Source organism: Vitreoscilla massiliensis, from assembly GCF_001457815.1.
Taxonomy (GTDB): domain Bacteria; phylum Pseudomonadota; class Gammaproteobacteria; order Burkholderiales; family Neisseriaceae; genus Vitreoscilla; species Vitreoscilla massiliensis.
Window position 1 is genome coordinate 33,559 of the sequence record NZ_LN898219.1, and the last position, 12,269, is coordinate 45,827.

Sequence of the window (12,269 nt, forward strand, 5' to 3'; positions counted from 1 at the left end):
TAACGCCGATTTGCGTCGTTTCGATGTCGAATCTCTGTTAAAATGGCGCCCGAATCTTTACAGGCCGCTTGGATTGAGCGCGCCGACTTTCTTACCCTCAAATACTTAGCAGGAGTATTGACGCAATGTCTGCCATTATCGATATTTTCGCGCGTGAAATCTTGGACTCACGTGGTAATCCAACCGTTGAATGTGATGTGTTATTGGAATCAGGTGTGATGGGCCGTGCTGCCGTACCATCTGGTGCTTCAACCGGTGAAAAAGAAGCGTTGGAAATGCGTGATGGCGATAAAAGCCGTTACTTGGGCAAAGGCGTGTTGCAAGCGGTTGACAATGTCAATGGCGAAATCGCGCAAGCCTTGATCGGTTTGGATGCGTCAGAACAGGCTTACATCGACCAAGTGATGTTGGACTTGGACGGTACCGACAACAAAGGCCGTTTGGGCGCGAATGCGATGTTGGCCGTGTCTATGGCGGTAGCGCGTGCTGCGGCTGAAGATGCAGGCTTGCCTTTGTACCGCTACATCGGTGGCGCTGGCCCTATGGCCATGCCAGTACCGATGATGAACGTCATCAATGGCGGCGCGCATGCCAACAATAGCTTGGACATCCAAGAATTCATGATCATGCCTGTGGGCGCGGAAACCTTCCGTGAAGCCTTGCGTTGTGGCGCGGAAATCTTCCATCACTTGAAAAAATTGTGCGACAGCCACGGTTATTCAACCACAGTGGGCGATGAAGGTGGTTTCGCGCCTAACTTGGCCAGCCATGAAGACGCAATCAAATTGATTTTGGAAGCGATTGATGCTGCTGGTTACACCGCAGGTGACGATGTGGTGTTGGCTTTGGATTGCGCTTCGAGCGAATTCTACAAAGATGGCAAATACCATTTGTCTGCCGAAGGTTTGGAATTGACCAGCGAACAGTTTGCCGCTTACTTGGCCAACTTGGCTGACCAATACCCTATCGTTTCTATCGAAGACGGCATGAGCGAACACGACTGGGCCGGTTGGAAAATCTTGACCGATAAATTGGGCGACAAAATCCAATTGGTCGGCGACGATTTGTTTGTGACCAATACAGCCATTTTGGCCGAAGGCATAGAACAAGGCTTGGCCAATTCTTTGTTGGTAAAAGTGAACCAAATCGGTACTTTGACCGAAACCTTAAAAGCAGTCGACTTGGCCAAACGCAACCGTTACACTTCAGTAATGAGCCATCGCTCTGGTGAAACCGAAGACAACACCATTGCTGACTTGGCAGTAGCGACCAATTGTATGCAAATCAAAACCGGCTCTTTGTCACGTTCTGATCGCATGTCCAAATACAACCAATTGTTGCGCATTGAAGAAGAATTGGGTGCAGCTGCTTACTACCCTGGTAAAGCTGCTTTCTATCAATTGGCAAAATAAACGGCTGAAGCAAAATGAAGTGGGTCACACTGGTATTATTGGGCGCATTGGCATACGTGCACTTTCACTTGTGGGTGGGTGACGAAGGTTGGTTTCATCAAGGCGATTTGAAAGAGCGTTTGCAAAAGCAATTGGCCAGCAATGAAGACGCCAGCCAACGCAACAGTGCCTTGAAAGCCGAATTGGGCGACTTACACAGCGGTGGCGATGCCATCGGTGAATTGGCAAGGTATGAATTGGGTTATGTGGGCGAGGGCGAAACCTTTTACCGCATCGTGCCCAAAATCACCACCGAAGCCATTGCACCTGTTACTGAAGAATGAGTGTGATTCCGTTAAAACAGCTTTCAGGCCGCCTGAAAGCTGTTTTTGTATGTGGGCTTAACATCAAACATAAAAAGGAAGGCTTGTGATACAGCGCTTGGGTTCTGGCTGGATGATAATTGCGGCAGTGTTTTTTGCCATCATGGGGGCTTTGGTCAAGTTGGGCGCCGACCATTACAGTTCTGAAGAAATGGTGTTTTACCGCACCATCTTCTCGGTGGTGGTGTTGGCTGGCTTGGCGCTGATGCGTGGGGAAACGCTGAAATCGCCGCATTTGAAGCAGCACATTTCGCGCGGCATCGCTGGTACTTTGGGCATTTTGGCGTTTTTCTATGCCTTAACGCGCTTGCCTTTAGCGACCGCGGTCACGCTGAATTACACCTCGCCCATCTTCTTGGCGGTATTGTCGTTTTTCCTGTTAAAAGAGCGCATCAGCCGCCGTACCATGGCGGTGTTGGTATTGGGGTTTATCGGTGTGATGATTTTGTTGCGTCCCAGCTTGGGTGGTGACCAATTTGTCGCTGGCTTGGTCGGCTTAAGCGCTGGCGTGTTTGCGGGCTGGGCGTATTTGCAAGTGCGTGAATTGGCCTTATTGGGCGAAGCCGAATGGCGGGTGGTGTTGTATTTCTCGGTGGTGGCATCGGTCATCAGCGCTGTCATCATCAGTTTTCAAGGTTGGCACGCGCCGCGTTCGTTGCAAGACGTGTTGATTTTGGGCGGTGTTGGTCTCACTGCTTTGGTCGCACAAATGAGCATGACCCGCGCTTATAAGGTCGGACGCAAATTTGTGGTGGCCTCGTTTTCGTATCTGACGGTGGTGTTTTCCACCTTATTGGGCGTGTGGTGGTTTGGTGAAATTTTGCATGTGCAAGAGCTGACGGGCATCGCCGTCATCGTACTCAGTGGTATACTGGGCAGCATATTACCGCTGAAAAAATAAATCTTTAGACGAAAAAGGAGGAAGCAATGATATCCATCAGACAACAATCCTATGGTTTGAACGTGGCTTTGTTCAACGAGTTTACCGTCGAAGATTTCAAATTGCTCGAGCAAAGTGTCATCGATGTGTTGCAAGAGCATGAGCAACCCGATTTGCTGCTGGACTTATCGCTGATGCGCGATTTCACCATAGACATGGCGTGGGAACAAATCCGCTTTACCCGCCAACACATCGGCGAATTCGGTTTGATTGCCATCGTCGTCAACGATTGGTGGATAGAGCTGGGCGCGCGTCTGTCCAACTTGCTGTCCATGCAACACGCCAAATACTTCAAAACCGCCGAAGAAGCGCAAAAATGGCTGTTGTCCGAACCTGAGAAGCAAATCGAAGATTTGTGATGCTGATTGAGAAAGATGTAACAAGCGGCCTGTAACTGTTTACAGGCCGCTTTGGTATGTTTGAATTTGCAATCCAGAACAACAAGGAATGATGATGGGACGAGAGGCTTTGGTGTGCATGGCCGATTACCATGTGTGGGCACACAACACATTGTTGTCGGCTTTGCATCAGGTGAGTGATGCCGATTTGCATGCGGACGTGGGGCTGTTTTTCACCAGTATTTTTGGCACTTTGAATCACATGTTGGTAGGCGAAGCACGGTTGTGGTACCCACGTTTTGCTGAGCAGGCCTCACCACGCATGGCTTTGAATCAGATTGTTGAAACCGACCGCCAGTTATTGTGTCTGCAATTGCAACAAAGTGCGTTGCAGTGGCAAACATTTGTGGCGGGTTTGCCCAGCGATGCCGCATTACCCAGTCATTTAGAATATGTGTCGAGTGCCGGAGTACCTTTTCGTTTGCCTTATGCGGCGACTTTGCTGCATGTTTTTAATCACGCGACCCATCATCGCGGCCAAATTACGGCGGGTTTAACAGCATTGGGCTATCCGTGCCCAGAATTGGATTTGGTGTATATGTTGCAGCAACAATCTGCAAAGATATAAATCATTCATATAAAAGCGGCCTGTAAATGTTTACAGGCCGCTTTTGTGTGGTTTAAACCCTCACAGACTCAAATCCAATTTGTCATACATTTGTTTGAGTTTGGCACATTCGCTTTTGCTGGCTTGGGCGGTTTCACGCCAGGTTTTCAGGCTGTCAGCAAACGTGACATCCGGCGCGTAAGTCTTGTCAAAGTCGGCGGCAAAGCGTGGATTGTTTTGGAATAAGTTGGCCAATTGGTTGCCATCGACACACATTTGATGGCCTTCGTACACATCAGCACTGTCGCTTTCCATGGCGGCGATGTGGGCATTGAGGCTGAACAACAGCGAATTGTAATTGGCTTGAAAATCGTCATACGAGGCTTGTACGGCGCCGCGCTCGTCGCTGCTGGCATCGTCGGCATGGGCGAGGGCGCTGCAAGCCAGTAATACGGTCAATAAAATTTTGCGCATGAACACTCCAGTGGGTTGGATCAAAACGTAGAGGGTCGCGGTGCGGGCGCGTGCGTTGGGCACGACAAGATAAGACCGCGACGGCTGCGACACCTTAACGGGCTTAGCGCGGCCTGTAAACAGCCTGCGCTTGCGTACAGCTGCTTAATTGGCAGCGCTGCGCTTTTGGATGATGGCGCAGTCGGCGCGGTTGTTTTCGGCCAATTGCTGCCAATGCTGGAAAGCCGCATCGAAACTGCGCCCGCTGTCTTGTTCAAATTCGTTTTTAAAGGCGCGGTTTTTCTGCATCACCTCCACCACCAAACGCCCTTGTGCGCACAGTTGCAAGGTATTGCGGTCGGAGGGATCGGCTTTGGCCTGCTTAATGGCGGCTTCAAAACCGTCCAAACTGCGGTTGTATTGTTCGGTAAATTGCGCATACGTCGTGTTGCGCTCGGCTTTGAGGTTTTGTGCCAAGGCCACATTGCTGCTGACGAGCAAGAGGCTGAGTATCAGTAAACGGTTCATGTGCGGCCTTCTTATGGGCAAGGGGTTGGTGTGTAACACACCTCAGCGCGAGCTGGAGGCATGTATTAGCTAGCAGTTTAAATGCCAGTGGCGTATCAGAGCGCATCAAATTGCTGTTTTACGCGTGCACATTCGGCGTGCATGGTCGTTTCGGTGCGCTGCCATAGCGCCAAAGTCGTGGCCATGTCGGCGCCCATGTCTTGTTGAAACTCCTGCGCATAAAACGGATGCTGCGACAGGGTTTTGACCATCGCTTGCACATGCACACATTGCCAATGGCGGTTTAACACCGTCGGTGCTTGCGCTATTTGCTCCGAGCTGTTGTACCAAGCGTCTAATTCCATTTGGTAATGTTGTTTGAATTCGGCATAGCTTGGGTAGGCGATGATGTCTGTGCCTTGGTCATCGTCGGCATGGGCAAGATTGCTCACACCCAATAGCAGTGTGAACAAGGCTGTGAGAGCATGTGAGCGCACCATACGGCGCTTTATGGCCATGGGGCTGAGACCGCTTGGGCTGCTGCGGCGCAATTGTTGCGGCTGCTGTCGACGGCGCTGCGCCAATAATGTTGCAAATCTTGGTAAGACGGTGGCGAATGGCGTTGGTTAAAGGCGGCGCTGTGTTGGATGTTGTGGTTTAAAATGTCGCGAAATTGGCGCGCGTGCACGCACAAATGGTAAGCGTCTGCTGGGCTGGCGGTTTGTTTGAAACGCGCCATCTCTGGCGTCATGGCATCCATGATGGCGGTGAAATTGGCCTCAAAATCGGCATATTGGCTTTGTTTGGCCGTCCATGTCGCGCCGAGATGGTCATCGTCTTGTGCATACGCTTGGCCGATGAGGGCGAGCAAGGCGAATACGGCGAATGAAGAAAGCTTGGTCATGGACGCACTCCTGTGGGCGAGGGATGGGGCAATCAATACTTCTGGCAACACATCTTGCGGTAAAACCACTGCGTTTTCAAGTCAGTGCTTTTAAGTGGGAGAGGTATGACAAGCGGCCTGTAAAGCCTGATGCAGGTTTACAGGCCGCTTAAAGCTGAGATTCAGATGTGTGTGGTGCTCAGAAGAAGCGCCAAGTGTGCAATTGAAAATGCTGCGGGTCATCCAAATACAGGATTTGCGCCGTGCCGTCGTGTTCGCGCCAATCGCCCAGCACGATGCGGGTTTGGCTGGCGGAAATGGCTTGGATTTCGGGTCTGTGGGTGTGGCCGTGGATGAGCACATCGACGCCGTGCATTTGCCGCCGCACCTCGTCCATGTTCACGTCTATCGGTTGGTAAGCCTCGCTTCGCTGGCGCTCACGGCTTTTGCTGCGAAAGAACTTGCCCAGTTTTTGCTTGAAGGCAAACGGCAGGCTTTTCAAGATGCCCAATAGCAGCGGATTGCGGATGATTTTTTTAAAGCGTTGGTAAGACACATCGTCGCTGCACAAGCTGTCGCCGTGTTCCAAGCGCAGGCGCAAGCCTTGCCATGTCATCAAGTGTGGTTCAGTCAGATACACGCCGCCGAAGCGGTTTAAAAAAGTCTGACCCAACACAAAATCGCGGTTGCCGGCCATAAAGGCGACGCGGTTACCAGCGGCGGTAAACGCTTGCAGCGCCGCCACAATCGGCTCTAACCAAGCGCTGCTGTCGCGGTCGTCCAGCCACACATTGAACCAATCGCCCAAGATGTACAACTGCGTGGGCTCGTCTTGATGGGCGGCGAGCAAATCCAAAAACCCTCGCGTCAGGCGAGGGTGTTGGGCAGACAGATGCAAATCGGCAATCAGCAAGGTGCGCATAGGTAACAAGCGGCCTGTAAAAGGTTAAAGGCTTAAGAACGGCGCTTGATGCCGGTTTCCAACAAGATATTGGCGGCCAATTCTTCCACCGATTTGTGGGTGGTGCTTAAAAACGGAATGCCGTGTTGGCGGTACAGCGATTCGGCCTCGCGCACTTCTGAGCGACAGTTTTCGATACTGGCGTATTTGGAATTGGGGCGGCGTTGTTCGCGAATGTGGTGCAAGCGCTCTGGGTCTATGGTGAGGCCAAAGATTTTTTGCTTGTACGGTTTGAGCATGCGCGGCAAGTCGGAGCTGCCCAATTCCAAATCATCGGGGGTGAGCGGGTAGTTGGCGGCGCGGATGCCGTATTGCAAGGCCAAATACAAACAAGTCGGGGTTTTGCCTGAGCGCGACACGCCGACCAAAATCACATCGGCTTTGCGCATGTCTTTGTCGGTAGAGCCATCGTCGTGGGTGAGGCTGAAATTCACCGCTTCCATGCGCGCATGGTATTTTTCTTCATCGGTGATGCCGTGGATGTTGCCAACGATGTTGGTGGCCTCGGTTTGCAATTCTTCTTCCAAGATGCCAATAAACGCATCAAAAAAGTCCAAATGCAAGCCATTGCTTTGGTGTATCACCTCACGCACTTCATCGTTGACGATGCTGGAGAAGATGAGCGGGCGCACCGCCGATTCTTCCGCCGCCTGATTGATGATGGCGACCATTTTCTCGGCTTTTTCTACCGTGTCGATGAACGGGTGCATGCTGCGGCGAAATTCAATGTGGCTGAATTGGTTGAGCAGCGCTTGCCCCATGCTTTCTGAGGTAATGCCGGTACGGTCGGAAACGATAAAAGCGTAGCGTATTTGACTCATGTTGAAATCCATTCACTGATTACGCGCATGATAGCACAAGCTCATGCGCTTGCCTGTGTCGAATCCCGCGCTGTGGCGGCGTCTGGGTCAGCGTGCGAGGCACCATCATTTCTTATCATTTGCCGTGTTGTATGGGTAAACGTCTTGTGCGCGGCGCTATCCATGCCCATGCAAGTCTGACAAGGCAGATGCAGTGATTGTTAGCACCACAATGACGGCAAACAATCGCCATCGGTCATAGCGGCCTGTAAACCCTGCTTACAGGCCGCATGCGCTTGCTTATCAGTGACTTCAAATCGGGATGCCGGCAAATTTGAATGGAATCAGTATGATTGCTCGGTGTTTGCGCACAAACAATCACGCCAGTTGCGCCAATACAAAAATTTTAAATTGTGTTAATTTTGGAATTTAATTTTGAATATGTGAATAATCACTGTTTTAAATTTTAAGATTGTTAAATATTTATCATAAGTGTTGCGAACTGTGTCATTATCGTGCTGCACAGCAGCAATAAAGCTGACACATGGCAGTCGTTGCGGCTAAAATATATGGGATTTTTTGCACAGTTTTGATGTCGCATCAACATTCTTTTATCAATGTATTTGGAAACAACATATTATGTCCGGTAATAACGTAATCTGGTTCGAAAATCTACGCAACACTGACGTGGAGCAGGTCGGCGGTAAAAATGCTTCATTAGGTGAAATGATCAGCCAATTGGCTTCAAAAGGCGTACGCGTACCTGGTGGTTTTGCAACTACGGCTGACGCTTTCCGCAAATTCATCGCCCACGAAGGCTTGAATGACCGCATCAATGCGGCTTTGGATGCTTTGGATGTTGACGATGTCAACGCTTTGGCAGAGTGCGGCAAAAACATCCGTCAATGGGTGATGGACACTCCGTTTCCAGCTGAATTGGATGCTGACATTCAAACTGCATGGGAAAAAATGGTTGCCGACTCTGGCACTGAAGAAATTTCAGTGGCTGTGCGCTCTTCTGCTACCGCAGAAGACTTGCCAGATGCCTCTTTTGCCGGTCAACAAGAAACCTTCTTGAACATTAAAGGCTTGGCCAATGTAAAAGAAGCGATGCACCACGTGTTCGCCTCTTTGTACAATGACCGCGCCATCTCTTACCGCGTACACAAAGGCTTTGCTCACGCTGACGTGGCTTTGTCTGCTGGTGTACAACGCATGGTGCGTTCTGATTCGGGTGCTTCTGGTGTGATGTTCACCATCGACACCGAATCGGGTTTCGACCAAGTGGTGTTCGTGACTTCATCTTACGGTTTGGGCGAAATGGTCGTTCAAGGCGCGGTGAATCCTGACGAATTCTACGTACACAAAAACAATTTGCGCGAAGGCCGTCCGGCAGTATTGCGCAAAGTGATGGGTTCTAAACTGATCAAAATGGTGTTCACTGAAGACGCTTCTGCCGGTAAATCAGTGAAAATCGAAGACGTGCCTGAAGAAATGCGCCGCGAATTCTCGATTTCTCAAGAAGAAATCCAAGAATTGGCCAAATACGCATTGACGATTGAAGAGCATTACGGTCGCGCGATGGACATCGAATGGGGCCGTGATGGCATCGATGGCAAAATCTACATCTTGCAAGCGCGTCCTGAAACCGTGAAATCACAAGAAGGCCGTCAAGATACCTTGCGCCGCTACCGCATCAATGAAAAAGGTGCTGTGTTGGTTGAAGGCCGTGCCATTGGTCAAAAAGTGGGTCAAGGCCAAGTGCGCTTGATCAAAGATGCGTCTGAAATGGACACTGTTAAAGCAGGCGACGTATTGGTTACCGACATGACCGACCCAGATTGGGAACCGGTAATGAAACGCGCTTCTGCGATTGTGACCAACCGCGGTGGCCGTACTTGCCACGCAGCGATCATCGCGCGCGAATTGGGCATTCCAGCCGTAGTGGGTTGTGGTGACGCGACCGACATCTTGAAAGAAGGCCAATACGTAACCGTATCTTGTGCCGAAGGCGACACCGGCTTGGTATACGATGGCAAATTGGAAGTGGAAGTGATTGACTTGCAATTGGATTCTATGCCAGAAGCCCCTGCCAAAATCATGATGAACGTCGGTAACCCTGAATTGGCATTTGGCTTTGCTTCATTGCCTAACGAAGGCATCGGCTTGGCGCGCATGGAATTCATCATCAACCGCCAAATCGGTATCCATCCACGTGCCTTGTTGGAATTGAACGAACAAGACGCTGATTTGCAAAAAACCATCAAAGACCGCATCACCGGTTACGCTTCTCCACGTGATTTCTACGTTGACAAGATTGCCGAAGGTGTAGCGACTTTGGCCGCCGCCATGTACCCTAAAAAAGTCATAGTGCGCACCTCAGACTTCAAATCAAACGAATACGCTAACTTGATTGGTGGCAGCATTTACGAACCACACGAAGAAAACCCAATGTTGGGCTTCCGTGGTGCCGCTCGTTACGTGTCACCTGAATTCAAAGACTGTTTCGCAATGGAATGTGAAGCCTTGAAACGCGTGCGCGATGACATGGGCTTTACTAATGTCGAAATCATGATTCCATTCGTGCGTACCTTGCGCGAAGCCGAAGCTGTGGTGAACTTGTTGCGTGAAAATGGTTTGGAACGCGGCAAAAACGGCTTGCGTTTGATCATGATGTGTGAATTGCCGACCAATGCAGTGTTGGCTGAACAATTCTTGCAATTCTTCGACGGCTTCTCGATTGGTTCTAACGACATGACCCAATTGACCTTGGGTGTGGACCGTGACAGCGGTGGCCCTATCGCCTCTACTTTCGACGAACGCGACCCTGCCGTTAAAGTGATGTTGAGCTTGGCGATTAACGCTTGCCGCAAATTGAACAAATACGTGGGCATCTGTGGCCAAGGCCCATCAGACCACCCAGATTTGGCCAAATGGTTGGTAGAACAAGGCATCGAAACCATTTCTTTGAACCCAGACACCGTGATTGAAACTTGGTTGTACTTGGCAAAAGAATTGAAAAAATAATGCTTGAATAAAGCATCAAAAGCGGCCTGTAAATCAGTTTACAGGCCGCTTTTTTACAAGAAATTATTAAGGGGGTTAAATGGCAGATAAAAAAAGTATGGCTTTAGAATTAGTTGAAGAAAGCATTGCAGAACTAGAATCTAATAAAGGCAGTGTGGCGACAGGAATTCAAAAATTATCTAGGGCTGCTAAATTAATTGATAAAACTGATATTGTTATTTGGTGTGATATTGTTTTGGCAAATAGGTATATGACTGACTTTAAAAAATTATTTAAGCTACTCGTTCAGTCTAATGATTGTAAAGGAAAGCCTGAGTATGAAGAAATTAATTCACAATTTAAAGCTCAGACAAAACATATAACCGATAATTTAGGTATCCCGTTGACTCTAGCCTCTAACCCAACAATTAATTTTATGACTGAAGAAAGCTCAGGAGGGTTAAATGGGATTAAATTTATTGAAGATAAGTATTTATTGTTACTGAAAAATAAAGAAGGTAATGATGAAACATATTATCAAACAAATTTAAAAAAACACATTGAAGCCATTCGTGCACATGCTTTGCAACTTTTGCATCCATTACATGAACAATTAAAATTTTCAGGTACAACAAAAAATTCCTTTGAAATTCTGAAAACTTTAATTGATGACAAAATTTTAGATTTAGAGCCTGAATTGGCGGAGCAGCTGATGTTGGCATTTAAATCGGTTTCTTCAGATAATAAAGAGGAATGGTCACAGGCTTTAACGACATGTCGCCGTTTATTAGAAGGGCTAGCTGATAGGCTTTTCCCTGCTACCAATGAGCAAGTTAATGGACGGGTTTTAAAGCAGAATCAGTATGTCAATCGGCTGTGGGCATTTATGGATGAGGCGATTGAATCTGACAGTAATAAAGAATTGGCTAAGACACATGTGGATTTAATTGGTGCATGGATACAAAAAATCAATAATTTGGCCAATAAAGGTGTGCATGCTGAAGTTACCCAAGTTGAAGCAATAAAAATGGTGTTTCATACGTATTTGATGTTGGCAGATATTTTGGATTACCTTGATGTATCTGCATCGGTAACACAGACAAAAGTCAGCTTATCAGCCGCATCTATGGATGAGTTTGAGGCATATTTGGGTGTTTCTCGAGCGACAGTCAAAGAAATCATCAAAATGCGAGCACAGAATGGTGGTTATTTGTCATTTGAGCAATTAGCATTAGTTAAAGGCATTGGTGTCAAAACCTTACAAATTGCTAAAGAGAGTTTTATTGAATAATGGATATATTGTGTCAAAGCGGCCTGTAAACAGTTTACAGGCCGCATTTGTATGCTTGGTATCTTAAAGCTTGAAAATCAGCTTAACAATTGTGAATCACGCAGTTTGTGTGTTTCAATACCGCACCATCACCAGAAAGCCTTTATGAATATCCTGTTAAAACTCGCCAGCACCGCTTTGTTGTGCATTGTGGCCTTGCCTGTGTTTGCGGATGACATCCAAGACAGCTATTGCCAAATGCAAAGCCAATTGGCGGAAACCACATTGATAGGCCGTTATTTGGGCAAGTCGCAAACCGATGCCATGCAAGTGGTGGTGCGCGCGACCGATGGCATGGACGATGCGTTTGAGCAGAATATTTTCATCATGTTGATGGGTGAAATTGTCGATGGCGTGTACGAGCGCGAATTGATGGATGCGCCTGAACAGCATGAGGCTGCATTGTTGGCCGAGGCCAAAGCGTTGGGACGCACTGTACACAGCAATTGCATGCACATGGATGTGAAGCAAGTATTGAAAACCATGCGTGAGGGCTATGGCCCAGCCAGATAGCCCCAGAATCAATGCGGCCTGTAAGTCCATATTGGCGCGTTTACAGGCCGAGTTGGTATATGGATGCGGCCTGTAAGAGCATAAAAGCAGAGACAAAGCATGGACTTGCCGCTTGATGTGGCTGCGTTTGCACAGATTTGAATCTGTGCTTTAATGC

Annotated in this window: 14 protein-coding genes; 8 read left to right on the top strand and 6 right to left on the bottom strand. The window is 48.7% G+C overall.

Going from position 1 to position 12,269, the window contains the following annotated elements; genetic code table 11:
* Positions 1-125: 125 nt before the first annotated feature.
* The 5 genes from eno (at position 126) to BN3003_RS05650 (ending at position 3,680) form a co-directional block, all read left to right on the top strand.
* Positions 126-1,412 (top strand): phosphopyruvate hydratase, encoded by a 1,287-nt coding sequence (gene eno / locus BN3003_RS05630; protein ID WP_058355691.1) that lies wholly within the window; start codon positions 126-128, stop codon positions 1,410-1,412.
* A 14-nt stretch (positions 1,413-1,426) separates the two neighbouring features.
* The gene (locus BN3003_RS05635) at positions 1,427-1,735 is read left to right on the top strand and encodes a septum formation initiator family protein (RefSeq protein WP_058355692.1); all 309 of its coding nucleotides are present in this window, start codon (positions 1,427-1,429) and stop codon (positions 1,733-1,735) included.
* Positions 1,736-1,847: 112 nt separating this feature from the next.
* Positions 1,848-2,675, top strand: a complete 828-nt coding sequence (locus BN3003_RS05640) for a DMT family transporter (protein ID WP_058356252.1) — start codon at positions 1,848-1,850, stop codon at positions 2,673-2,675.
* A gap of 26 nt (positions 2,676-2,701) precedes the next feature.
* Positions 2,702-3,073, top strand: coding sequence for a SpoIIAA family protein (locus BN3003_RS05645; protein WP_058355693.1), 372 nt, complete (start codon positions 2,702-2,704; stop codon positions 3,071-3,073).
* Positions 3,074-3,161: 88 nt separating this feature from the next.
* A complete protein-coding gene (locus BN3003_RS05650) occupies positions 3,162-3,680 on the top strand; it encodes a DinB family protein (protein ID WP_199822557.1) in 519 nt (172 codons plus the stop codon).
* Between the two features lie 60 nt (positions 3,681-3,740).
* Here the strand turns inward: BN3003_RS05650 and BN3003_RS05655 are convergent, their stop codons facing one another.
* The 6 genes from BN3003_RS05655 to ppsR form a co-directional block, all read right to left on the bottom strand.
* The gene (locus BN3003_RS05655; RefSeq protein ID WP_058355695.1) at positions 3,741-4,133 is read right to left on the bottom strand and encodes a hypothetical protein; all 393 of its coding nucleotides are present in this window, start codon (positions 4,131-4,133) and stop codon (positions 3,741-3,743) included.
* Between the two features lie 144 nt (positions 4,134-4,277).
* Positions 4,278-4,640, bottom strand: a complete 363-nt coding sequence (locus BN3003_RS05660; protein WP_058355696.1) for a hypothetical protein — start codon at positions 4,638-4,640, stop codon at positions 4,278-4,280.
* Positions 4,641-4,735: 95 nt separating this feature from the next.
* Positions 4,736-5,119 carry a hypothetical protein gene (locus tag BN3003_RS05665; protein WP_147645356.1) on the bottom strand — a complete coding sequence of 128 codons (384 nt, stop codon included), beginning with the start codon at positions 5,117-5,119 and terminating at the stop codon, positions 4,736-4,738.
* A gap of 8 nt (positions 5,120-5,127) precedes the next feature.
* Positions 5,128-5,523, bottom strand: a complete 396-nt coding sequence (locus BN3003_RS05670; protein ID WP_058355698.1) for a hypothetical protein — start codon at positions 5,521-5,523, stop codon at positions 5,128-5,130.
* Between the two features lie 178 nt (positions 5,524-5,701).
* Positions 5,702-6,424: a UDP-2,3-diacylglucosamine diphosphatase gene (locus tag BN3003_RS05675; protein ID WP_058355699.1), complete on the bottom strand. Its 723-nt coding sequence runs from the start codon at positions 6,422-6,424 to the stop codon at positions 5,702-5,704.
* 32 nt (positions 6,425-6,456) lie between these two features.
* Complete coding sequence (ppsR, locus tag BN3003_RS05680) at positions 6,457-7,284, bottom strand: posphoenolpyruvate synthetase regulatory kinase/phosphorylase PpsR (RefSeq protein ID WP_058356253.1); 828 nt, start codon at positions 7,282-7,284, stop codon at positions 6,457-6,459.
* Between the two features lie 618 nt (positions 7,285-7,902).
* On the opposite strand from ppsR, the gene ppsA reads away from it, so the two are divergent.
* The 3 genes from ppsA (at position 7,903) to BN3003_RS05695 (ending at position 12,112) form a co-directional block, all read left to right on the top strand.
* A complete protein-coding gene (gene ppsA, locus BN3003_RS05685; RefSeq protein WP_058355700.1) occupies positions 7,903-10,290 on the top strand; it encodes a phosphoenolpyruvate synthase in 2,388 nt (795 codons plus the stop codon).
* A 79-nt stretch (positions 10,291-10,369) separates the two neighbouring features.
* Positions 10,370-11,560 carry a ComEA family DNA-binding protein gene (locus BN3003_RS05690; protein ID WP_058355701.1) on the top strand — a complete coding sequence of 397 codons (1,191 nt, stop codon included), beginning with the start codon at positions 10,370-10,372 and terminating at the stop codon, positions 11,558-11,560.
* A gap of 144 nt (positions 11,561-11,704) precedes the next feature.
* The gene (locus BN3003_RS05695) at positions 11,705-12,112 is read left to right on the top strand and encodes a hypothetical protein (RefSeq protein ID WP_058355702.1); all 408 of its coding nucleotides are present in this window, start codon (positions 11,705-11,707) and stop codon (positions 12,110-12,112) included.
* Positions 12,113-12,269: the final 157 nt, after the last annotated feature.